This window comes from Vibrio albus, assembly GCF_003144035.1.
Taxonomy (GTDB): Bacteria; Pseudomonadota; Gammaproteobacteria; order Enterobacterales; family Vibrionaceae; genus Vibrio; species Vibrio albus.
In genome coordinates, this window is the sequence record NZ_QFWT01000005.1 from 102653 (window position 1) to 125838 (window position 23186).

Annotated in this window: 23 protein-coding genes and 1 pseudogene; 15 read left to right on the forward strand and 9 right to left on the reverse strand. The window is 45.5% G+C overall.

Annotation, left to right across the window (positions count from 1 at the left end; genetic code table 11):
- Positions 1–361: 361 nt before the first annotated feature.
- On the forward strand, positions 362–1249 hold the full coding sequence (locus tag DI392_RS10435; RefSeq protein WP_109319851.1) for a DUF4062 domain-containing protein: 888 nt from the start codon (positions 362–364) through the stop codon (positions 1247–1249).
- 110 nt (positions 1250–1359) lie between these two features.
- On the opposite strand, the gene DI392_RS10440 is transcribed toward DI392_RS10435, so the two are convergent.
- From DI392_RS10440 to DI392_RS19925, 3 genes are read right to left on the reverse strand one after another with little or no spacing between them, the layout of a single operon-like run.
- Positions 1360–1908, reverse strand: a complete 549-nt coding sequence (locus DI392_RS10440; protein WP_109319852.1) for a Mov34/MPN/PAD-1 family protein — start codon at positions 1906–1908, stop codon at positions 1360–1362.
- Positions 1893–3626, reverse strand: coding sequence for a ThiF family adenylyltransferase (locus DI392_RS10445; RefSeq protein WP_109319853.1), 1734 nt, complete (start codon positions 3624–3626; stop codon positions 1893–1895). The genes DI392_RS10440 and DI392_RS10445 overlap by 16 nt, the downstream gene beginning before the upstream one ends.
- A 2-nt stretch (positions 3627–3628) precedes the next feature.
- Complete coding sequence (locus tag DI392_RS19925) at positions 3629–3760, reverse strand: hypothetical protein (RefSeq protein ID WP_281259825.1); 132 nt, start codon at positions 3758–3760, stop codon at positions 3629–3631.
- Between the two features lie 934 nt (positions 3761–4694).
- Between DI392_RS19925 and DI392_RS10450 the strand changes: the two genes are divergently transcribed.
- The 10 genes from DI392_RS10450 to DI392_RS10495 all read left to right on the forward strand — a co-directional run bounded on the left by DI392_RS10450 (position 4695) and on the right by DI392_RS10495 (position 14362).
- Positions 4695–6638 (forward strand): FTR1 family iron permease, encoded by a 1944-nt coding sequence (locus DI392_RS10450; RefSeq protein WP_109319854.1) that lies wholly within the window; start codon positions 4695–4697, stop codon positions 6636–6638.
- A gap of 71 nt (positions 6639–6709) precedes the next feature.
- A complete protein-coding gene (locus DI392_RS10455; protein ID WP_109319855.1) occupies positions 6710–7228 on the forward strand; it encodes an iron transporter in 519 nt (172 codons plus the stop codon).
- Positions 7229–7366: 138 nt separating this feature from the next.
- Positions 7367–8755, forward strand: a complete 1389-nt coding sequence (locus tag DI392_RS10460) for a Fe-S-containing protein (RefSeq protein ID WP_109319856.1) — start codon at positions 7367–7369, stop codon at positions 8753–8755.
- Between the two features lie 17 nt (positions 8756–8772).
- The gene (locus DI392_RS10465; protein ID WP_109319857.1) at positions 8773–10065 is read left to right on the forward strand and encodes an ABC transporter permease; all 1293 of its coding nucleotides are present in this window, start codon (positions 8773–8775) and stop codon (positions 10063–10065) included.
- The gene (locus DI392_RS10470) at positions 10052–11206 is read left to right on the forward strand and encodes an ABC transporter permease (RefSeq protein WP_109319858.1); all 1155 of its coding nucleotides are present in this window, start codon (positions 10052–10054) and stop codon (positions 11204–11206) included. Before DI392_RS10465 ends, DI392_RS10470 begins: the two co-directional genes overlap by 14 nt.
- A gap of 1 nt (position 11207) precedes the next feature.
- On the forward strand, positions 11208–11882 hold the full coding sequence (locus tag DI392_RS10475; protein ID WP_109319859.1) for an ABC transporter ATP-binding protein: 675 nt from the start codon (positions 11208–11210) through the stop codon (positions 11880–11882).
- The gene (locus tag DI392_RS10480; protein WP_109319860.1) at positions 11872–12381 is read left to right on the forward strand and encodes a TlpA family protein disulfide reductase; all 510 of its coding nucleotides are present in this window, start codon (positions 11872–11874) and stop codon (positions 12379–12381) included. Before DI392_RS10475 ends, DI392_RS10480 begins: the two co-directional genes overlap by 11 nt.
- A gap of 13 nt (positions 12382–12394) precedes the next feature.
- Positions 12395–12853, forward strand: a complete 459-nt coding sequence (locus DI392_RS10485; RefSeq protein ID WP_109319861.1) for a copper chaperone PCu(A)C — start codon at positions 12395–12397, stop codon at positions 12851–12853.
- Between the two features lie 9 nt (positions 12854–12862).
- The gene (nqrC, locus tag DI392_RS10490; protein WP_109319862.1) at positions 12863–13672 is read left to right on the forward strand and encodes an NADH:ubiquinone reductase (Na(+)-transporting) subunit C; all 810 of its coding nucleotides are present in this window, start codon (positions 12863–12865) and stop codon (positions 13670–13672) included.
- A gap of 345 nt (positions 13673–14017) precedes the next feature.
- Positions 14018–14362, forward strand: coding sequence for a DUF3316 domain-containing protein (locus DI392_RS10495; protein WP_109319863.1), 345 nt, complete (start codon positions 14018–14020; stop codon positions 14360–14362).
- Between the two features lie 114 nt (positions 14363–14476).
- Here the strand turns inward: DI392_RS10495 and nlpI are convergent, their stop codons facing one another.
- The 3 genes and pseudogenes from nlpI to DI392_RS10505 form a co-directional block, all read right to left on the reverse strand.
- Positions 14477–15418, reverse strand: a complete 942-nt coding sequence (gene nlpI, locus DI392_RS10500) for a lipoprotein NlpI (protein WP_109319864.1) — start codon at positions 15416–15418, stop codon at positions 14477–14479.
- Positions 15419–15543: 125 nt separating this feature from the next.
- Positions 15544–15687, reverse strand: a complete 144-nt coding sequence (locus tag DI392_RS19605; RefSeq protein ID WP_181388412.1) for a hypothetical protein — start codon at positions 15685–15687, stop codon at positions 15544–15546.
- Positions 15688–15690: 3 nt separating this feature from the next.
- Positions 15691–16673: pseudogene (locus DI392_RS10505) on the reverse strand (efflux RND transporter periplasmic adaptor subunit).
- A gap of 302 nt (positions 16674–16975) precedes the next feature.
- On the opposite strand from DI392_RS10505, the gene DI392_RS10510 reads away from it, so the two are divergent.
- The gene (locus DI392_RS10510) at positions 16976–17560 is read left to right on the forward strand and encodes an FMN-dependent NADH-azoreductase (RefSeq protein WP_109319865.1); all 585 of its coding nucleotides are present in this window, start codon (positions 16976–16978) and stop codon (positions 17558–17560) included.
- Positions 17561–17584: 24 nt separating this feature from the next.
- On the opposite strand, the gene DI392_RS10515 is transcribed toward DI392_RS10510, so the two are convergent.
- A complete protein-coding gene (locus DI392_RS10515; RefSeq protein WP_109319866.1) occupies positions 17585–18478 on the reverse strand; it encodes a LysR family transcriptional regulator in 894 nt (297 codons plus the stop codon).
- Between the two features lie 17 nt (positions 18479–18495).
- Complete coding sequence (gene gloA2, locus DI392_RS10520) at positions 18496–18894, reverse strand: SMU1112c/YaeR family gloxylase I-like metalloprotein (protein ID WP_109319867.1); 399 nt, start codon at positions 18892–18894, stop codon at positions 18496–18498.
- A 217-nt stretch (positions 18895–19111) separates the two neighbouring features.
- Here gloA2 and DI392_RS10525 point away from each other — a divergent pair, with 217 nt between their 5' ends.
- The 3 genes from DI392_RS10525 to DI392_RS10535 all read left to right on the forward strand — a co-directional run bounded on the left by DI392_RS10525 (position 19112) and on the right by DI392_RS10535 (position 22764).
- The gene (locus DI392_RS10525) at positions 19112–20005 is read left to right on the forward strand and encodes a substrate-binding domain-containing protein (protein ID WP_219930900.1); all 894 of its coding nucleotides are present in this window, start codon (positions 19112–19114) and stop codon (positions 20003–20005) included.
- A gap of 247 nt (positions 20006–20252) precedes the next feature.
- Positions 20253–22274, forward strand: coding sequence for an elongation factor G (fusA, locus tag DI392_RS10530; RefSeq protein WP_109319869.1), 2022 nt, complete (start codon positions 20253–20255; stop codon positions 22272–22274).
- 181 nt (positions 22275–22455) lie between these two features.
- Positions 22456–22764: a hypothetical protein gene (locus DI392_RS10535; RefSeq protein ID WP_109319870.1), complete on the forward strand. Its 309-nt coding sequence runs from the start codon at positions 22456–22458 to the stop codon at positions 22762–22764.
- A 74-nt stretch (positions 22765–22838) separates the two neighbouring features.
- On the opposite strand, the gene DI392_RS10540 is transcribed toward DI392_RS10535, so the two are convergent.
- Positions 22839–23168 (reverse strand): DUF2750 domain-containing protein, encoded by a 330-nt coding sequence (locus tag DI392_RS10540; protein WP_245884029.1) that lies wholly within the window; start codon positions 23166–23168, stop codon positions 22839–22841.
- Positions 23169–23186 lie beyond the last annotated feature (18 nt).

Here is a 23186-nt window from a genome sequence, read left to right on the forward strand (position 1 = left end):
TCATATATCCCACTATTAACTGTTTATCGAACGCCCTCTGAAATCATTAGTACGCTCAGAATGGATTGGCCGGATGCATCTTTGAAGATCACCGCTAACTTGAAAATGCCCCAAAATCATTTAGCTTAAGATTCCTGGCCTCTTTGTCATGTCAGTTCTTGACCAACTTTCCCTAATAGCAGACTATGAGCCTAGTAGAGCATTTGCATTGATGCAGACATGTTCTGCAATTTGTGAGTGCAAAGAATATAAAGACAGCTTAAACAGTATGTTGCTGCTATGGTGTCCGCATTTTATGGAAATATAATATAGACAATGTCTGCTGAAAAGACACTGTTATGAGTTTTCAGGAGTATAAAATATGCCCCAAAAAGGCCTGATATATCGAGTGTTGATTGCTTCTCCATCGGATTGCGTAAAGGAGAGGTCATCTATCCCGGAGATAATTTACTCATGGAATTCATCGCATTCTTTTCATACAGGGGTCATTTTAGAGCCCGTAATGTGGGAAAGTCATGTTATTCCTGATTTGGGAGGGAGGCCACAAGAAGTTATAAATAAACAAATCGTTGATTCATGCGATTTTCTAATAGGCGCATTTTGGACTCGAATAGGAACGGTTACTGGCGATCACATATCCGGAACAGCTGAAGAGATTGACCGCATTAGGACACAAGGAAAGAAAACGCTTTTATATTTTTCTTCAGCACCTGTAGTTCCTGACAGCATAGATCCTGACCAATATAAGGAACTTCAAAATTATAAGAAGGCTATACGAGATCAAGGTATCACCTTTGATTATGCGGATATAGGTCAATTTAGAGAAATGTTGCAAAAACACATTTCTTCATTAATGGCTTCTCTTACCAAAGAGATCGGTGATATTTCTAATCAGGGAGATCGTGAGTCCAAATCAGAAATACAGATGTTTAAATCTCAATTTGATTCATTTATTAGAAAGTTAAACGCAGAGTGGGCATCTGAACGTAACAGTGAGCCGCATAATATTGAAGATGCGAAATATATTCTAAGCTCAGCTGTCGATGAGTTATTGCATTTTCAATCGCAGATTGTGTCTGATCCTAATAATGAAATAATTCCTTTTTTTCAAGAATGTGTCAAGGATCTAAAAGTGTTACAACGGCACAGGTTGTATATGGATGGCGGCAAGTCTTTTACCGAGTTCTGGGTAAAAGGTGATGCAGCAATAATGAAATTACAAAAGATTTCTGATGTGCTTGCAAGCTAACAAGGCGCTCACTGGGACCTTCGCAGCTACGGCCCCTTAGCACGGCGTTGAAGCTTCAGATAGCAAAAACCCTCGGCTCATAAAGCGTTATAAAGCTAATTATGGTTAGTTTAAAATTCTGGATTATGAAAAAGCAACCAATCATTATTGGCACTTTTTGAGGCTAGTTTCAAAGCTATCGGCTTTGCCACTAAACCAATGTATGTTTGGCGCTCTGAGCCAACGTACGAGATGGTTTTGTTGGAAGTCAGTTGACCGCCTATTATGATCATTAAGCTTCTGTTGTTTGTATGATTCGCTCTCTTCGCGTTTCTTAAAATCGTAACTCGATCAAGCCAACTTGTCCTAGGAGAAGCATTAGGATGTGTATGCCAATCTCCTAAGTAGTATTCCTTTCCCAAAGTGTCGTTAAAGTGTCTTTCAGCTTCTTCAACGTGATACTCGTAATCCGGGGTAAATATGAACTTTCCATGCTTTGCTGAGTGACCTGGTCCCACAGCATCTGTTACAACCCAGTGCTCCATTCCTTCAGAAGTATTCCTATATCCAAGAAGGATTCCTCCCGTTTCGTAATCGAATTTATCGGCTCTCTCTAAAAGCATTTTGGTGTATGTATCATTTCGAATCCATACTTTAATCGCCTTTATCGGGAGTGACATGAGCAGTCCGGATGCTTATCAAATGAAAAAGTAAGAGAAAGAGACTCAGAATGCGTGTTTTTGTCATTTCTAAGGTTTATGTTCATTGCATGCCAGTCAACCGCCGGAAAACCGGTCTCACTTGTTAACGATCCAACAATAGTTCTAACCGCATGCAATGAAATTAAGTCAGACTCAAACCCATATCCCTCTGTTGTTAAGGCGTTACAACCTCCAGGTTGAATGCTGCTTCCTGAATCATCGCCATTAGGCATTGGAAGGGTTTTCTCGTGTTGATACCTCTGTAAGCAAGACCAACAGGGGCCTTCAGGGTTTGTTAGATTCCATACCTCCCCTCCCCATGTGCCGGGTCTGGTGGTGACTACCACCGAAGGCGCATTCAAAGCATTAAGCCGGTGACTTAAAAAGTAACTAACACCTTGTTCAGCTGCCGCATCAACGATGATGTCAGCCTCATCCAGAGCCTGCATTGCCAGTTGGCCATGTTCGTTAATAATCGGGTTACCAAAGGCATGACAGATAGGCTCTACAGCCGTGAATGGGTAATTTTCCTGAATGTACGAATGTAAGGCATGAACTTTTGACAATCCACTGTATTGTAAGCCAAGTGCATACCTGACTGATGTGGTTGCATCGATGGTATCGCCATCAATCAGATAAAGTTTATTAATTCCCGCCTGAGCCAACTTAATTGCTATAGTGCTTCCTAGCATCCCGCAGCCAACAATACAGACGGATTTGGTACCCAGTTCCGAAACTTCCGGAATTCGGACCAGTCTGTTGCTGGCACGAAAATCTTCAAATTTAAGAGGTGTTGCTTCATATAGCTTCGATCGGGCTGGCGTTTTTTTTCTACCTTGACCAACTCTTTTCCCTTTACCCGTAGATGGGTTTAAGTGTACCGTTCGCCAGGCTGTATCGTAGACGCCTTGTTGTACTTCTTGTTCAAACACTGCTGCGAACAAGAATTCATCTGTACCTTGACATTTTGAGTTGAATAAACTTTCGTTAACCAGCCGACACAATTCTTGGGGATTATCTAGCTGGCGAACATCATCAATGCTTGTGATATCAATTTTTTTCCAGTATCCCTTTACGGACACATTGCTACCAAAACTTCTCAATAGCTCCGGTGAAGTATCAATAGCATGATTTGCTATATCAAGTACTTTTGTTAGAGCAAAACGAAATTTATCTGATGAAGAAAGACGGTTAGCGAAAAAATTGCCACAACTTATTTCGCTGGGCATAGAGATATCTGGCACCAAAAAAACAGAGTCAGGGTGACTGCTAAGGTAGCCTGAATACGGTTCGCCTTGGGGCTCTTCGTTCTCAACTGCGTACGTACTGCTAGGTGCATTAGCAATAACAAATATTTTTTTGAGGTGGTCAAACAACAAGTCTGCCATATACGTTTGGGCTTCCCATCCAGTTTGGCCAGCTAAAAGACATAACTCGCCGGAAATGGGGTTGTGATGTCGCGGTAATGTGATGTTATCTGGCGAAAGATATGCGTAGCCTTTAAAGAAAGGATATTCTGGTGGAAAACAGACCTTTATTGGGTATTGAACATCATCATGCGTGTAAGTTATTTGAACTACACGCATTCCGTATTCTTCTTGCTCTTTAGTTGTAACCTCCTTAGGATTCCAGTCATTTTCAGCAAGTTTTTCAATTTCTGTTTTATACCGTTCAGGCCATATTTCCCACCAGTTCATACTTAGCCCACCTTACGTCCATTACCAGGAGTTGGCGCGTTACCCGGACCCTGACCATTACTGTGATCAGGTGGTGTATTATCAGGTTTGCCATGGCCCTTATTCTGACCTGGCGCATTATCTCTATTGCTCATATTGAGTACCTCTACGAAATTTACGTTTGAGTATCCGTTATACGGATACAATATACTCTATGGGACTCAAGATGCCAGAAATCAATGGTACATTTTGATATTAACTTACTAATTATATTGACAATTGTAATAATAACTAATGAGAATTTACTCAGTTGTCTGTGACAGAGAAGATAGGTAAAACTAAACCCTGTGTAGTCTGATAAAACGATCTTAATATCCTCTGAGTGTCTGCATGCCGCTCAAGGTCGGTCACTTGAAATTGCACATAGGCTGGCAATATCAAGAAGACAATAAATATTGGAGTTGCCGACAGATGAAACATAAGCACCCATCTGGGTATTGTACGAAATGAGGTATCTGTTGCTTTAGTCAGGATTAAATTCGGTAGTTCCCAAAACTCGATGTGAAAAATTGTGACAGGTTACTCTGAAACACTATTTGTCCGTACGACTTCACGTCTCACGTCCAATTCCGTGCAAAATTACCATCGTTAGAAATGATGGTAATTTGCGATTTGGAATACTTAAAGTTATCCGAAAGGAAAATACTGCTCGAAGAACGTAACTCAGAAATGTCCATTTCCGCTTTAGAAGTGAGCTACATAGACCTCTAGCTATGTGGGCGTTGTGTGAGTTAGCGGCGTTAAGGGGATCTAAACAAATTCAAATAAATCAAACTCATAAGAAAAAAATAGTAGTTAATCTATCTAGGCGATAGTCACGGAGACGAATTCCAAATCCCCGTATTGGGCATCCGAACCTCTCACCCTCACCATATACAGAAGCCTCAGCCGAAAAGTCGAGGCTTTTTTTGATACCCATACCCCAACATAAAGTATGTAATTCTGTTTGACCTGCCAACTCTTTCTTGTTAACGTAATTATAAATGAAAACCATTATCATTATCGTTATATTTTGTGTTGGGGTTGAGCATGCGTTATCTACAAGGACTGTGTTTAACAGTATTACTTTCTTTTTTCAGTGTTTCCGCTTCCGCTGCGGTTGTGGACTATCAGGCTGCCGTTGACGACATCAACACCAGGCTGGATAAAACATTTGAGCTTTATCAGGCTGGCAATATCCCGGAAGCAAAGTCTGCGGTGCAGATGGCTTACTTCGATGTGTATGAAGATATTGAAGGCCCTATTCGTATTAACTATTCACAGCAATACAGCTATCAGCTTGAAGCCAAATTTGGTGAAATCCGCAAGATGATTTCTGAACAGAAACCTTTGGCAGAAGTGGGGCAGGAAATTGAATGGCTGAAATCTGAAGTTGCTACCATTCCCGATATCCTGGAATCCGGCCACAAACTGATCGCTGAAACACAGGATTTGACGAAAGAAAGTATTCTGCCGTTTTGGCGTACGCAGGTTCAGGACATCGAGACCACACTGAATCAGGCTCTTACTGAATATCGTGAGTCATCACAACAACCAGAAAGCGCAGCAGAAAAACAACAAAAAGCCTATCAGTTAGTACAACAGGCTCAGTTTACCTCCTATAAAAATTCAGAGCTGGAGATCGCGATTCGCCTGAACCGCTCTACCGCAAAATCGGCAGAATATAATGATCGCTTTAAAAGCATGATCAATATCACCAGAGAGTCGTACAGTCAGCAGAAGCTGATCCAGTTCAGTTATGAACTGTCTACGCTGGTCCAGGATCTGAAGGATGATTTACCCGGTCTTCCTGCTACACGTGATGAGCAGAAAACTCAGCAAGAATCCCAGAGTGACCAGATTGCAGACAAAGACTGGGGTCTGGTGGTGAAAGATATTGACGCAGCTGTTTCATCCGCGATCAGTCAGTATCAGAATGGACAGACTAACAGCGCCATCATGAGTGTTCAGGATACGTATTTCGATATCTTTGAAGCGTCAGGAATGGAAAATGCGCTCGGCGCGAGAGATTCCGGTTTTAAAGCCGAGCTGGAAGGCTATTTCACTCGCATGGTCAGTATGATGAAGGCGGGTTCACCAGTCAGTGAACTTCAGGATATGCACGGTCAGATGAAAGTAGCACTACAGCAGGGTGCGGATACCCTGTCTCAAAGTGGTGATGGCTGGTGGGCCATGCTGATCGCAAGCCTGACGATTATTCTGCGTGAAGGTCTGGAAGCCCTGCTGATTGTGGCGGCAATCACCGCATACCTGATTAAAAATCAGGCTCAGGACAAAGTCTATATTGTTAAAAATTCAGTGATTGTCGGCCTGGTTGCTAGCCTGATCACCGCGGTTATTTTCCAGTGGCTGTTTACTAACTCCGGCGCAAGCCGAGAGCTGCTGGAGGGGATCACGATGCTGATTGCGGTGGTAGTGCTGTTCTTTATGAGTTACTGGCTGCTGTCCAAAGTCGAGGCATCGCAGTGGAAACGCTACCTTGAAAATAAACTGTCCGCGTCCATTACTACCGGCTCTCTGTTCGGACTCTGGTTTGCCAGCTTCCTGGCGGTCTACCGTGAAGGGGCGGAAACGGTTCTCTTTTACTACGCCCTGGCGAGCGGCGCTTCTTCTGTTGCTCTGGCTGGTATGTTTAGTGGTCTGGCTGTTGGCTCTGCGGTATTGATCGCTATCTTCTTTGTGATGCGTTACAGCGTCGTCAAGTTACCACTGAAACCTTTCTTTATCTTTACCGGCAGCTTTATGTATCTGATGGCCTTTGTATTTTCAGGTAAAGGCGTATTAGAGCTGATAGAAGGCAAGCTGTTTGAGCCGACCCTGATGCCAGGTTTACCAGAAGTCAGTCTGCTGGGTATCTACCCGTATATGGAAACCCTTATCCCTCAGGGAGTCCTGATTCTTGCGGCGCTGTTTGCTCTGTTCATCATTAAGAGCAGAAGCTTCCGATTACAGCAAACCGTATCTGAATATTAATTATTTTTGTGAAAAATGCTTATACAACAAATGGTTGTGTAGGGGTTGCTTATATAAAAAGGAAACGAAATATGTCTAAAAAACTATTAGCGTCAGCTATCGCGGCAAACATGCTGGCAGCGGCAGCCGCTTATGCTGGTGAAGTTCCGGCTGGTGAAACCGTAGAGATGAACGGAATGGAGATTGCTGCTGTTTACCTGGAGCCGGTAACCATGGAACCTCAGGGCATGATGAAAGCGGCTTCTCAGACTGATGTCCATCTGGAAGCGGATATTCATGCACTGAAAGGCAATAAAAACGGCTTTGGTGCTGGCGAATGGATCCCTTACCTGACGATTCAGTACAAACTGAAAAACGTCGATACCGGTAAAACGCAGGAAGGTACATTTATGCCAATGGTGGCGGCAGACGGTCCTCACTACGGTTCTAACATCAATATGATGGGCGTGGGCAACTACGAGCTGACTTTCACTATCGAGCCGCCTTCAAAAGCGGGTCTACTACGTCACACTGACGAAGGCACAGGTGTTGGCCGCTGGTTTAAACCTTTCGATGTGGACTACACGTTCAAATACGTTGGTCTGAACTAATTCTGCTTCTTACGCATTTTTAAACTGGCCCTAACATGATACGGCTTTCATCGGGCCGTATCTTTTTTGTTTCTGTACCGGTATCTGTCTGAATCGCTCAGACCCTTCCCGGGACTGTTTGTATTTATAGGGAAAAGAATGAGTTTTTATCTTTCACAGGTACTCTCCGTTTTTTTGCTCCCGGCGGTGCTATTTGGCCTGTTGTGGGAGAGAGCGGATGCCCGGCTGTATAAACAGCAGTTCTGGTCATTTATGGGTGCCGTTCTGGCTGGGGCTTTTATGCTCAGGATGCTGCCTTTTAGTCAGGTGAACATATTGGTTATTGCCGGTGTATATGCGGGCGTATTACTTCTGCTGCTTGTTTACGTACTTCTGTTTCGCATTCACTCCTATGTGCTTCTATCTGGACAAACATTGGCGTTGGTACTGGCCAGTTTCCTTTGGGCAAAGGTCGCCAAGCTGGATATGCTCAGTGCCACCAATGTCATCAACACCGAATTTATTCTGAATATTTCTGCGCTGGTGATTGGCTTTCTGCTGATCATGCTGCTCCAGGTGATGACTACCAGACTATCGGCAGGTTTGGGTAAGGTTGTTAGCAAACTGTTGGTCTCTGCGCTGGTGTTGATCGCGTTATTGCCCTTGTCCGGTGAGATCATTCTGGCGGCGATGAAACTTCAGATTCTGGGACTGACTCAGGGGTTGCTGAGTTATGTTTCACGGGTAACGAATTTCTACTGGGTCTACCCATACTGTGTTATGGCGCTAACGCTGGTCTCTCTTGTCATTCGTTTTTGGGGGCAGGTGGTTCCGCTGAAACAGCAGATTGCTCAGGCTCAAACAGCGATAGAACGACGGAAACGACAGGCCCGTTTTCATCACCATTTTTCTGTCGTCCGCACTTACGCGCTCAGTGTTCTGCTTGTTTTTTTCAGTCTGTTGTACTGGGACATGGTGGCTTCTCAGCCGCTGCAACGTGATCCGGGTACTCGTATCGAGCTGGCGGCTGATCACTCTGTACATATTCCGGTCACGGAAGAACTGCTGGATGGCCGTATTCACCGTTATGAGTGGGTGGCGAGCGATGGCAAAGTGGTGCGCTTTTTTGTTATCGACCGTTACCCGGGTGAACAGAAGTTTGGCGTAGTATTTGACGCCTGCATGCTGTGTGGGGATGCAGGATACGTTCAGTCGGGCGAGCAGGTGATCTGTCTGGCTTGTGGAGTACACATCTTTATTCCGTCCATCGGTAAGCCGGGCGGCTGTAATCCAATCCCGATTCCGGAATGGAGACAGCAGGGCGGTGAGATCCTGATTTCACAGAAGATGCTGGAAAGTGGCCTGAAATATTTCAGTGATGTGGTTGAGATAACGGCCACAGACCCGGTTAACGGCGAGCAGCTGAGTAATATCGGGGCGGAATATACCTACCTGTTTGGCGGTAAAACCTATTTCTTCACTACCGAAGCATCCTACGAAGCGTTCCGGGCTGACCCGTGGACGTATACGGATCATGAGCCACTTTAGCTTTCAGGAGAATTACTATGTTATGGACTATGCTTCGCCAGTCCTGGGCGCATGATACCGGGCGAAAATTACTGGCAACGACGACGGTGTTTCTGGCGGCAGGGTTGATTTCGGCTCTGCTGGCTATCTCCGTCAATATCGGTGACAAGATGTCGCAGGAGATGAAAAGCTACGGGGCAAATATCGAGATCTCTCCCGAGGGACAGATCGCACTGCCGGAGATGCTGGCTTCGCACACCGCCGAGCTGGCAAAAGATGACCTGCTTAAGGAAAGGGAACTGCCGAATATTAAGGATATATTCTGGCGCAACAATATTATCGGCTTTGCCCCGTTTGTGCGCGGAGAAGTGAACGCTCAGGCCTCTGGATCGTCAGCGCAGATCAATCTTATCGGTACCTTTTTTGACAAACAGATTGCGGTGCCTGATGAGCCGGATTATCACACCGGCAACCGGATCATTGCGACCTACTGGAAGGTCGATGGCCAATGGCCGGACGATGAAAAATCGCAGGCTCTGGCGGGCAAAACACTGGCCGAGCAACAAGGCTGGTCGGTTGGTGACGAGGTACACCTGAGTGGAAAACAACATTCGACAGCAAGGGTAACCATTACCGGTATTCTGACCAACGGCTCTGAAGATGAAACGGCACTGCTGGTCCCGCTGCATATTGGACAGCAGCTTCTGGATCTGGAAGAACGGGTTCAGACAGTAAACGTCTCCGCCCTGACGGTGCCGGAAAATGCACTGTCGAAGAAAGCCCGTGAAGATCTGGAATCACTGGATTCTGACGAGTATGACCTCTGGTTCTGTACCGCTTTTGTTTCCTCTATCTCTTTCCAGCTGGAAGGGGCGATGAACAATGCGCTGGTGAAACCTATCTGGCAGGTGGCCGCATCGGAAGGCATTGTTATCGGTAAGATCCAGAGCCTGCTGTTTGTGGTGACCTGTGCCGCTTTAGTCGCTGCGGCAATGGGCATTGCCTCTCTGATGACCAACGCGATTCTGCAACGAGCCAAAGAGATCGGCCTGATGAAATCGTTGGGGGCACATAACTGGCAGGTGTATCTGCTGTTCTATTCAGAATCCATTATCTGCGGCTTACTGGGTGGTCTGCTTGGCTGTCTGGCAGGCTGGGGGCTGGCAAAGGTCATGGGATATGCCCTGTTTGGTTCCATGGTCAGTTTCAACTGGATTATTGTGCCTATGGTACTGGTGATCTCCGTCATTATCACGGTAATCGGCACCTATTTCCCTTCCCGGCGTATTGCGTCGCTCTATCCTATCGAGGTGTTGTATGGCCGCAAATAAAGGTTCGTCTGTTAATGGGGCGTCTATGAACCGTCTGCTGGTATGGCGTTCGCTCAGGCTGCGTGTCCGCCGGGTGTTGATAGTATTTACTGCACTGACGGTTGGGGCGGCAATCATTACTGCGATGGCCGGCGTCTATTTTGATATCAATGAAAAAATGAGCCATGAACTCAGAAACTACGGAGCCAACTTTTTTGTTGGTCCGGGTGAGAAGCTGGCGCACTTATCTGCTTTGGATTACCGGCAGATACGTAAGCTGGCTCCGGAGAGCAGTCTGGTCGCTTCCAGTCCATATCTGTATGGGATGGCTCAGTCTGATCTGGAAAAAGTGGTGCTGATGGGCATCGACTTTTCCCAGTTACAGAAACTGACCCCTTACTGGCAGATAAAAGGTAAGTGGATCAACGTGGCTTTCGATCAGCGCAATGCCATGATCGGCAGCAAGCTGGCGCAAAAGCTGGAGCTGGGGCTTGGTTCGCAAATCAACATCATCAAAGACAATGCGAAGCACAGTTTTACCATTAAAGGAATTATTGAGTCCGGTGAAGCGGAAGATAATTATCTGATTGTTAACCTACCGGTGGTGCAGGACTGGCTGGAAAAAGAAGGACAAGTTAACTACGCCATGTTCAGTCTGGCGAACAATAACGGGCAGGTTGAACAGTTTGCGGCAACGCTGCATGAGAAGTATCCACAGCTAAATATCCGCCCTATCCGTAAGGTATCAGCATCCGAAGGTAAGGTGCTGAATAAGATTAAGCTGTTGATGGGCGTAGTGGCATTTGTGATCCTGGTTTTGTCTACGTTGTGTGTGAACACCACGCTGACCGCCATGATCTCGGAACGGCGGTACGAGTTTGCGCTGCAAAAATCATTAGGCGCGTCTCACAGCTCGATCACCAAACAGATCCTGGCCGAAACTGCTTTGATGACACTGGCCGCGATTGTCGTGGGGCTGGCGCTGGGCTATCTGCTGGCGCAAATACTGGGACAGACCGTATTCAGCGCCAGTATTGATCTGCGCGGCCCCGTTTTTCTGATCACATCCGTACTTTCATTTCTTGCGGCCCTGGTGGCTGCGACCATCCCGACGTTAAGGGCAATCAGCGTCGATCCCGCCAGAGTGCTTAAAGGAGAATAGAATGTCAACTTATGCAATTGAAACCAATGGGCTTTCCAAATATTTTGATCAGGTAAAAGCGCTGGATAACATTAATATTTCCATTCAGCATGGCGAGTTCGTCGCCATTATGGGGGCGTCTGGTTCCGGCAAGACAACCCTGATGAATATTCTCAGTTGTCTGGATACCGCAACCGAAGGTCAGATTTACCTGGACGGTCAGGATGCAGCACATCTTGATGAAGACGGACGACGCTCGTTCCGGGCAGAAAAAATCGGCCTGCTGTTTCAGCAGTTCCACCTGATCCCTTATCTCACTGCACTGGAAAACGTCATGCTGGCTCAGCATTACCACAGCGTGACCGACAAAGAAGCAGCCGTTCGCGTACTGGAACAAGTCGGTCTTGGGCACCGGATCGATCACCTGCCAAATCAGCTTTCCGGTGGTGAGCAGCAGCGGGTGTGTATTGCCCGTGCACTGGTAAATGAGTGTCCGATCATTTTCGCTGATGAACCGACCGGCAATCTGGACGAAGAGAATGAACAGATTGTCCTGGATATCTTTAAGCGTCTGCATGCACAGAACCGCACCATCATTATGGTGACGCATAACCCGGATTTGGGGCGTTACACCGATCGGATCATCCGCTTGCAGCACGGCAAGTATATGGGTGAGGAAAGACCGAATGAACAGTAATCAGCTAAAGGGTAAAAAACACTTTGCTTGTCTGGTTTTTCTGCTGACTGCTGTGCTCAGCGGGTGTAAAGACGAAATTGCCAGGGTGGGAGAAAGTGCTCCCTCTGTTGCGGCATTCGATGCCCGTCAGCAGGAGATTAAGCTGGCAGATTATCAGGGCAAACCGGTTGTTCTGGAGTTCTGGTCGGAAACCTGTGGTGCCTGCCTGCTGATGATGAAGAAATGGCAGCAAGTGGTACAAGAGCGTCCGGATGATCTGACGGTTATCTCCATCAATATCGATGATAAAGAGGTTGATCTAGATGCGATAGCCGATGATCTGGGCATCAGTTTCCTGCTGGGTAAGGATCAGTTAGGCATTACTCAGGAGCGCTATTTAGTCTCGGTGACACCAACCACCTTTTTTATCAATAAGGCGGGCGTGATAGAAAAAACGCATATCGGCTATTCGTCGGGCATGGACCTGAACGGCTACATCAATAAATTACAAACAAAATAACAGGGATTCATTCATGATTAACAAACCGTTATCGGTTTTTTTTATGGCGGCTGCATTCTACCTTTCTTCTTTTTTCTCACAGGCAAATGAGGGAACGCTTCAGCAGTTGGTTGACGTTGAAAATCCGATGATTTTTCAGCTCGCTCAGGGGGCGAACGGAACTGGAAGCAAAATGACTATTCATAACAATACCGGTAAAAAGTTGGTGATCACTGGCCTGAGCAGTGATGTTTTCGGTATGACTATGCTGCACAGCACCAAATTTGAAAGCGGAAAGCGGGTAATGTTCCATATTGATGAAATCGCTATTCCGGCTGATAAAAAACTGGCTCTGACACCGAATACGCATCACCTGATGCTGTTTAACCCTAAACGTACTCTGGAGCTGGGAGAGTTCCTGACTCTGCATATTCAGACTAACCAGGGTGAATTTAACATTATCGCTCAGGTTGTCCCTCGCCGTCTGAAATAGGAGCTGTATATGAATATGTTGAACCTTAAAAAAACCGGTGTAATTACAGCAGGTATACTGGCCTTGTCCGGCTGTTTCGGTTCTGATCAGCCTGGAAACAATGGACAGGTCGAAAAACTGAAGTCTAGTTTAAGTCAGAGCAACGCGCACCAGCCAGAAATAACCAGACTGGATAAACGGCTGGTGCTGATGGAAACAGCAGGCCTGATGAAGAAAAAAACCAGTATGGTAAAACTGATGGAACAGTACGTTGAACCACGATTAGTGGATCTGAACTCCGGTCAGTTTATTGATGATACAGAGCGTCTGGAAAACTACGATGCAGAAGTTGCCCGTACCGACCCGTCACTTTCGGTGTCTTTGGCTGAAAAGGACGACTATGCCGGTTTAAAACGGCGCGAAAATATCGCTAAAGTTTTTCTGATCAAAGATGAGCAGGGTCGCTATGATAGGGTAGCTCTGCCAGTTCGGGCGTTTGGTAAATTTTCTCTGCTGCAAGGGTATCTGGCTCTGGAACTGGATAATTTAAGTATCAGTGGGCTGGGTTTTTATCAACATGCGGAAACCCCGGGGCTGGGTGGTAAGATCATCGACGAACCGGAGTGGGTACAGCAGTTTATCGGTAAGCAAATTTTTAGTGAGGGTAAACCGGATTTTCAGGTGGTGGTGAATCACAGACAGGTTATTGGCGATCATTCCGTCGACGGGATTTCCGGGGCAACCCTGACCAGTCACGGTGTGCAAAACGCGCTGAATTTCTGGTGTGGAGAGCAGGGATTCGGGCCTTTTCTGCGTAATCTGAAAATATCTGTTGGTTAACTATAAATAAGATAGAAAATAATGTCTCATCATCACAGATGGAATAGTTATCATTCAAAAGTAATAGTGATTTAAAATTAAGTAGCACATTTTATGTATAATGAAAATTATATTTAAGTACATCTTGATCTATATCAACCAAGTGCTACTTTTAACATGGGAGTGCAATTAAATTAAGAGCACTTGGATACAAGCCCTGAATTTAACTATCTGATATCTCTTTAATTTATATAAATTAAGATTTATTAAATATTAATTTCAAGGTGTTAAATGGGATAGAGTTAAAGCAAGGTATTGAAATCTTGTTAATTCGATACAGCGGTTAACTCTGTATAAGGACCTACCATGAAGACATTTATTACTATTGCTGCTGGCTTACTCACTACCTTTGCTGTATCAGCTGCTCAACTTGAGACTGTTCATCGGGACACCATGTTAACCAGCGATTCTTTTGGTACTAAATCAGAAGCATTAAATGCCGGGTTTAATATGTATGAATCTCTTAATACAGCCAGTAACCGACAGTTACGTAGCAAATTAACTACATTTGCTGATAATGTTGTAGGTGGTATCTCTGTTGAGAGTGCTCAGGTTCGAATTGAAGAAGTGCCTGTATCACGTAATAAAATAGAGTACCGCGCTGTAGTTGATGTTGATTACAACTACAAAGCAAGGAGAAGTAATGACTAGATTGCAGTTAGATAAGGCTTTCTGGTTATTTATCCAAGGTGATTAGAAAAATAATATTAGTACATTAATATTAATTTTCTACCACCTTGGTTGTTCATATATAATAAATTATATTTAATTTACCTTTACAAAATCATCAACTCTGCCAGATTGTTGAGCTTTTTTATATTCATTGAATATACGGCCAAGTTCTAAGAAAGAATACCCATGCTCTACGTAATCGTAAACATTGAAAGAAATAGCAAGTTTGTACAGAGACAATGCGTCCGAGTAATCACCATGAGCTTTACGGTATTTTCCTAAATAAAAATAGGCTTCGGTTAAACGTTGAGCCATGAGGACATTGTCACGAGTTTGACTTGATACAATTGAATAAGCCTGTTCTTCACTTATCTCCCCTAACATAATACCAACTAATACCCAGTTCCAATTGTCAGTAGTACGCTTATGGTATTTTGTTGCCAGACGTTTAAGCGCTGCCTTTTCATCGACTTCTCGTTCAACGATGAATAGCCACAGAGAGCGGAACGGATCATTTGGATCTTTTTGATAGTAGGTTTGCATGTCTTCCAGAGCAAGATTGATGCGATCACCATAATAGAGTGCGATGGCCCGGTTACGTATAGCATCCTGATTATTAGGGTCTAACTCTAAAGTTGAATCAAAGGCTTCATAAGCGGCATCATATTCTCCAACTTGTGTAAAATACATTCCCAGTCGGTTGAAAATCGCAGGCTGTGCCGGGTTGATCTTAAGAGATTGTCCGAAATCCAGGCGGGCCAGATCTTTCAGGCCCAAGTTATCGTAATAATAACCCCTTTCATAGAAAACTTTCGCTCGGTCATCTTCGGTAAGGTTTTGATTTAGCAGTAATTGGCTAAGCTTTGCTATCTGGGCTTCGTTTTCAAAACTTGATTGCAGAGGAACCGCCATAGTCGGATATACCAATGAATTTTTATCAACTTGGTTGTCATTGCCGGCTGCAGTACTGACGGATGCCCAACTTGTAACAGCAAACAGTACGCCTAATCTGTATAGCTTAGATAATTTCAACATTTCATCTCCTGGTGTGTCCCGAAGGCTTAACGGGACGGACGAAGAGTTTATATCATGAACGCTATCGATTGGCTACTTTTTAACCAGTTTTCATTAGCGGCATCCCGGAATTTAATCCATTGGTATTAATCTGAACCTGAGGCACCGACAATGGCCACCATTTCCCCCCGGTGGATAGACAGGTTTACCTTGTTAAGAACCGTCAGCTCTTCATCACCGGCAGGGAACGTCCGGCTGATCCCGGAGATTTCAAGTAATGCTTCACTCATGGCTTACATCCCCATCATTGGTGGGCCCGCCCGGTGAGAGCTGGAACTGTTTCCTTCGGAAGGCATCCCGATAACGATTTGATCACCGTCGTTCAGACCCGACACAATCTGTGCATTGACCTTGTTGTTGATGCCGACTTCTACGTCACGGTATTCAACCTGACCGTTTATCAGGACGGGTACCTGATAGTGGCTTCCCGGCCCCGGTTGTTTTATCAGAATTTGTGCGGGTACAAGCAGGGTGTCGTCGGCACCATTCAAAATAATTGATACTTCAGCCGTCATTCCTATTCGTAGTCGATGATCCGGGTTTTCTACCTCAAACAGACCGTTATAGTAGATAGCGTCACTGTCATCGGCGCTTAGGTCGCTGTCATCACCATCCATCAACGTTGGCCCCGGTTCTATTGCCCGCAATACACCTTCATAGCGCTGGTTTGATGAACCCAGAATCGTGAAATAGGCTTTCTGACCGGCGTGAACATTAATGACACCGGCTTCAGATATCTGGGCTTTTACTGTCATGGTATCCAGTTTAGCCAGCTCGATAATAGTTGGCGCACTTTGATTAGCGTTTACCGTCTGACCCTCTGAAACAGAGGCATAAACGACGGTACCGTCCATCGGTGCATTAATGGTGGTGTAACCTAAATCCAGTTTGGCATTATCCACGCTGATCATGGCTTGCTGTTTTTCTGCTTTCAGTTGATCCAGTTCTGCTTTATATACTGCGAGATCAGCTTCTGCTGCGTCAGGTCATCTATCTGAGCGATAAGATCGCCTTGTTTGACTTCATCACCAAGTTGAACGGCCAATGTTTTGATTTGTCCCGATATCTGGGCTCCTACACTGACTAACCTGGAGGGATGCAACATACCATTTGCGAGAACGGTATGTTCTATCCTGCCGCGTTGAACCGTTTCAGTGGCATAGCTTGGCTCCGGTTCTGCCGAAGGATAAAAGTAGAACAGGCCACCGGCCATCATTATCAGGAGTGCTAAGGCCAGAAACAGGCTACGTTTTGATTTTTTTTTTCATAATTGGCTACTGAATTAAACGCCGGATGTACACACCGGAAATTGATAAGAGTTCTCATTATATTATTTTGGTTTGTAAAGGAGGGAACAGTGAATGTAAAGGTACGTAAAGGGTGTTCTTACCTGTGGATGGTCATTCAAAATTTTTGAAATGACTGCTCTAATTATTCTAATATTTTTACCGGATCGTTTTAGGTAAAGTAAGTACACAAGTTAAATGAAACTCGTCATGAATTGAAAGGGGAATAACTATGTCAAGCGTATTAGTTCTAAAATCAAGCATTCTTGGTGAACACTCACAATCTAACCAGCTTCTGAATATTGCTCTGGAAGGCAGTGCCAACATTATTGAACGTGATCTGGCAGCGAATCCTTTACCTGTTATGGATCTGAATGTCATCGGTTCTCTGGGTGGTAATGAAGATGAACTTAACGATGAACAAAAAGCGATCCTTCAGCAGTCTAACCAGCTTATCGATGAACTGAAAGCCGCCGATTCTGTGGTTATCGCTGCACCAATGTATAACTTTATGGTACCGACTCAGCTGAAAAACTGGTTTGATATGATAGCTCGTGCCGGTGTGACTTTCACGTACACAGAGACTGGTCCGGTTGGTCTGATCGACAACAAACCAGTGACTATCGTAACGACTCGTGGTGGTCAGCATAAGGGTACTGAACATGATATCGTGCACGGTTATCTGAAAACCATCCTTGGCTTTATCGGCCTGACGGACGTGAACTTTGTATTTGCTGAAGCTCTGAACATGGGTGATGACGTTGCAGCAGAAAACCGCAAAGGTGCTCTGGAACAACTTGCGGGTGCACTAAGCTAATTTATTAGCTGGTATGTTTGGCGTTTAGAGTGGCCAGTTGATTTTGCATAGCTTGTTAACGAACCACTCAAACGCTCTGCCTTCCTGCTCTTTATGCCAGGCGATATAGACTTCCTGGTTCGGTCTTGGAAAATCACACTCTTTTTCTATCAACTGGCCCGATTCCAGATAGGGTTTCGCCAGATGTGCGGGTAGAAAACCGGTTCCCAACCCACGTATTTGTGCGGAAATTTTAGATTCGATATCACTGACCAGGATCACTTGTTTACTGGTAAAGCGCCCGGAATTGAGTCCCGGGAGTATCTGTGATGTATCTGCAACGACAATCGAAGGGTAATCAGATAGCTGTTCCTGTTCTATTTTGCCCTTAACATTCGCCAATGGGTGCTGTGGAGAAATGGCGAAGGTAAAGGCCACTTCCCCCATTTTATGGGTGTTAAATAATCCTCTCGGCAGTTCACCCGTCGCCCCGATAACGATATCGGCACGCCCACTGTGCAGGGCATCCCAGCCTCCCCCCAGTACTTCAACACTCAGAGAAATATTGACGTTCTGGTCTAATTGGTTGAAATCCACGATCAGATCGAATAGATAATCCTGGGGAATAACGGTATCCCGGGCGATACGGATTTCACTTTCCCAGCCGGATTCCAGTTGCTTTACTGAGTCGACTAAGCGATTTGTGGCGCAGAGTATCTCTCGTCCCTGCTCCAGAACCAGTTTTCCTGCGGGGGTCAGCTGTGCCCGTTGTTTTGAGCGGTCGAACAGTGGTACACCGATATCATCTTCCAGCTTTTTAATGGTGTAGGTTAACGCAGACGGGACTTTATACAAGGATTTGGCGGCAGCAGAGAAGCTGCCTTTTTTATCTATGGCATCTAAAGCCCGAAATGCTTCTATGGTGACTGCGTTATACATCTGACTTCCTTTTCTGGTTATTCAACAGGTGTTACTTCATACAGCTCTAATGGCAAGCCATCCGGATCCTGAAAAAAGGTGAACCGGCAGCCAGTATAAGGATCAATCCGGACTGGCTCGACGTCAATATCAAATGACAGCAGGTGTTTTATGCTTTCATCGATAGACTGAACGGTAAAAGCCAGGTGCCGGAGCCCCTGAGCTTCGGGAAAACTCGGTCTTTTTGGCGCGCCGGGGAAGGAGAATAGCTCTATCTGATTACCATTAGGTAATGCTAAGTCGAGTTTATAGGAGTCTCGTTCACTGCGATAATTTTCAGCCAGAATGTTGAGCCCTAATATTTCATTATAGAACCGTTTCGATACCGGATAATCTGAGCAGATAATCGCAGTGTGATGGATTCCTGAAAGCTTCATAGACGTTCTTTTTCATTGTGAAGAAAATACCCTTAGTATTCACACTGTTGGATGAGATGACAAGTGGGTTCATGATATAAGTCTTTAGGGCGTGTCCTGGCAGTGTGTCATATTTGGCAAATCAACCTGATTTATTGAAAAGTCGGATTTGTATTCGGTTTCAGCACCTGAGTTATGAGCTATGCTTGACGGAAAGCATACCGGTGAGGACAGAGTGATGCGTATACCAAAATTTTTCATGGTACTAAGTTTGTTGGTGACTTTGTTTACCCCTTGGGCGGCACAAGCAGAAAAGAACCTGGCTGTTATTGTATCAGGCAGCGAGTTAAGACCGTTTTGGGCTGATGTCATTTTGGGCGCTCAGAAGGCAGGTGAGGAACTTGGATATCAGCTCTACATTCGGGGTACGATTAATGATAAGGACTCTGAGGGACAAAGAGTCATTTTGAATCGGTTTGTTGATGAGCATAATAGTGTTGGTGTCGTTATTGCCCCTTCCGATCCCTCCCGGAATAAAGATGTTGCTCTGCTGAAGGCTCGGGGTATCCCTACCGTGTATATTGACCGGGATACAGGAGGGGTACGGGTAGCTTCCGTGACCACGGACAATTATGCAGCGGGTCAATTAGCCGCGGAAAAAATGTCGGAAGCTCTGGGTGGCAAAGGGAATGTGGCATTGTTTCGTTTACAGGAAGGGGTCGCCTCAACAGATGCAAGAGAATCGGGCTTTATTTATGGTGCCAAAGAAAGAGGGCTGAAGATTGTTGCGGAGCCTTATCTGGGAACCCGGGTGGGTGACGCAAGAGCGATATCGCGCAGAGTGCTTTATAGTATCGACAATCTTGATGGTATCTTCACACCGAACGATACGACGACCATAGGGACCATTATTGCCCGCGAGGTGATCAAAAAACATAAGAATGTGGTTCACATAGGCTTTGATGAAGATCCGTTTATCATGGAAAGTCTGCACAGAGGAAAGCTGGAAGGGTATATTACTCAGTCACCATATGAAATGGGATATCAGGGCGTTTACGCTGTGCATCAGGCGCTGCTGGGTAATGAATCAATTAATAATGTGAATACCCCAGTGGTGTATATTGATGAATAGCTTTCTGTTAAGCAAATTAACTGATCTATCAATCATATGAAGGAAGACCAATCGTCACAGTTATGAAATGAGTCACACCAGAGATAAAAATTAACAGCCAAGCTATATACATTATTTCTGCTATCGGACTTACCGTGCATATATCCATTCGCAAAATGACCTGGAAGACGAGCTGGCGGTTTAACCGCCAACTCGTATGTTGATGTTGTTTTTACATTTGTATCTACATTTTCTTCAGGAGTGATATATGCCAGTTAATAAAATCAGGAATGTGGCCTTTTCCGGCCAAGCAGGTACGGGCAAAACCAGTTTGATTGAGCGTCTGTTGTTTACAGCGCAAGCGACAGAACAACTGGGGAGCGTAGCCAGAGGAAATACCGTTACCGATTTCGATCCACAATCTATTCAGTATCAGCATAGCATTGAGGCCACCCCCGTTACTCTGAGCTGGAAAAAACACCGGATGAATATCATTGACACTCCGGGGCAGGCTGAGCTCTTAGGGAGGAGTCTCAGTGTCTATCCGGCAGTCGAATCGGCGGCTTTGGTGATAGATGCTGATACGCCTCTGAACCAAATTTCTGATCGTCTGTTCAGTTTTGCGCAGGAGCAAAAAAAATGTCAGATGATTATTGTGAATAAAATCGATCAAGATCCGCAAAAAGTGTTCGAGATTATGGTGGAGATTGAGGATCACTTTGGCAGCCACTGTCTGCCGATCAATCTGCCAAATGAAGATGGTTCAGGTGTTGTCGATTGTTATTTCGAGCCAGAATATGATAAGCCAACACTGTTTTCTGATGTATCCACGGCGCATGAAAGTCTGATCGATCAGATTATTGAAGTGGATGAAGAGCTGATGGAGCTCTACCTTGAGCAAGGTTCAGAACTGACGCCGCCTCAGTTACATGACCCTTTTGAAGAAGCACTAAGAACCGGGCATGTTATCCCTGTTTGCTTTACTTCCGCTGAAACCGGAGCCGGGTGTGAGCTGTTACTGAAGACGATAACCGAAATTATGCCGATTCCTCCGGAAGGCAACCCGCCTTTACTGGAGAAAGAAGGAAAACAGATCCCTGTCGATTGTGAAACGCTGGAACATACGGTAGCGCATGTGTACAAGGTGAGCGTTGATCCTTATATGGGGAAACTGGCCTATATTCGGGTATTTCAGGGAGAAATCAGTGTCGGCAGTCAGCTGTATGTCGGAGAGAGCAACAAAGCTTTTAAAGTCGGGCATTTGTATCAGTTACAGGGCAAAGAGCGTATTGAAATTCAGCACGCCATTGCCGGAGATTTCTGTGTACTGGCCAAAGTGGATGAACTGGAATTTGACTCCGTGATCCACGATTCTCATGACGAAGACGGTGTCGTAATGCGTACCCTGAACTTCCCTGAATCTATGTACAGCCAGGTTGTTCGTCCGAAGAAACGGGGCGATGAACAGAAACTGTCTGAGGTGCTTAACCGTATCGCAGCGGAGGATCCTTCTCTACGCATTGAGCACCGGACCCGCACGAATGAAACACTGTTGAGTGGTCAGGGGGAATTCCACCTTAAAGTGGCTCTGGAAAAAATGCAGAGCGTATACAAACTGGATGTGGAAACCAGTCAGCCGAGCGTTGAATATTTTGAAACCATCACTAAGCCTGCTGAAGGGCATTACCGGCATAAAAAGCAGAGTGGGGGGGCCGGTCAGTTTGGCGAAGTACAGCTTAAAGTTCGCCCACTGGAACGTGGGGCCGGATTTAAGTTTGTAAATAAGGTTGTCGGAGGTGCTATCCCGACGGCATTAATTCCAGCTGTAGAGAAGGGCATTCGTCAGGCTCTGGATGAAGGCGCGATTTCTGGCAATCCGCTGAAAGATCTGGAAGTGACGGTCTATGATGGCAAGTTCCACTCTGTCGATTCAAAAGAGATTGCGTTTGTTATTGCGGGTAAAAAGGCATTTCTGGATGCGGTTAATAATGCCGATCCGATCGTTCTGGAACCGATCGTTCAATTGGATCTGTTTATTCCGACTTCTGCCGTTGGTGATGTGTCTGGGGATTTGTCCGGTAACCGGGGCCTTATTGAAGGTACTCATCCACAGGCCAATAACTTTACGCTGATAAAGGCCAAATCACCGATAAACGAGCTGCAGGATTATTCACGTCGGCTGCGCTCCCTGACTGGTGGGGAAGGCAGCTTTAGTATGGCACTAAGCCATTACGAGCCAGCGCCGCCAGCCGTGCAGCAAAGGGTATGTGCGGAAGCCGGGGAGGAATAATTCGTACCAGCTTATGTTGTTGTTAACCATACATGGCAGGCATGGCATTCGCCGTCCTGCCATTCATTGTTTTTGCCTTCCATACTTGATTCTCTGAGATAGCTGCTAAACTGAGTAATGGTTCTACTCTAAAAACCATGAAGTCTTAGGCTAGTATATTGACCCGTTAAAGGAGAGTTATATGGATAAGACAAGTTTGCAAACTCAGACTAATCAGAAGATCGCGGTTTTGCTACACATGTTAACGCAAGAGCTACATAGTACGGATAACATGCCTCAAGCCGAAGGGTGGAAGTATTTATCGACACTGGTAATGAATCACCTTAATGAGGATATATCACGTTTCGAGCAGGAGCTTGCCTGCAATTATTCCGATATGCGAATGATGTTCTATCAACTCGTTATTGCGAAATTACGTGAAACCGTGGAGGAGAAGAGAAGCCAGTCGGGGCTGCCTCATTATGGCCGTGGTCAGCTATCCATAGCCTAACCTTTCTTAAAAGCGACATCGCCGTGCCAAAGCTGGTTAGCACGGCGATGGATTATCTTTGTAACGGCATAAAATTAACGACGTTTTGATTCGCGTTTTCTTAATTCACTGTCGAATTCGTCAGGGTAAAGTACAATCCCTTCACCTTGCTGATCAGGAAATACGATGACGGAGAGTTCGTCTTCTTCTAACCCCGGTGTCCAGCGACTTTTCCATTTAGCAACAGAGATAGCCTCAGGTTTGAACCCTTCCCACTCTTCCGTCGCCCATTGCTCGGCGTGTGCCTGAGTTGGCCAGACAGGTACACAGTCTTCATCGTCAGCGGTCAGCAGAACGCTGCCGTGTTCATCAACCAGTAGCCAGATTTTGAGGTCATTGGCGACCGTGTTGAAAAACTGATTCATACGCTCGGTCGGATCTTT